Consider the following 271-nt stretch of genomic DNA (forward strand, 5'->3'; position numbering starts at 1 on the left):
TTCAGAAGTTATTGTTCCAAATACGGGAAGGATCCCTAAACCGGTTGCGCCAGTAGGACCAGTTATTCCGATTCCGGTAGGACCTGTACCCCCAGTAGGACCAGTTATTCCGATTCCGGTAGGACCTGTACCCCCAGTAGGACCGGTTATTCCGATTCCAGTAGGACCTGTACCCCCAGTAGGACCAGTTATTCCAATGCCGGTAAAACCTGTCGCACCGGTAGGTCCTGTGATTCCAGTAGGTCCGGTGGGTAATGTAAATGGTGGAATT

Annotated in this window: 1 pseudogene; it reads right to left on the reverse strand. The window is 51.3% G+C overall.

From position 1 onward, the window contains the following. Positions 1 to 271: pseudogene (locus tag MR170_RS32870) on the reverse strand (exosporium leader peptide); the annotation flags it as partial.

This window comes from Bacillus cereus group sp. BfR-BA-01524 (genome assembly GCF_022662595.1).
Classification (GTDB): domain Bacteria; phylum Bacillota; class Bacilli; order Bacillales; family Bacillaceae_G; genus Bacillus_A; species Bacillus_A thuringiensis_S.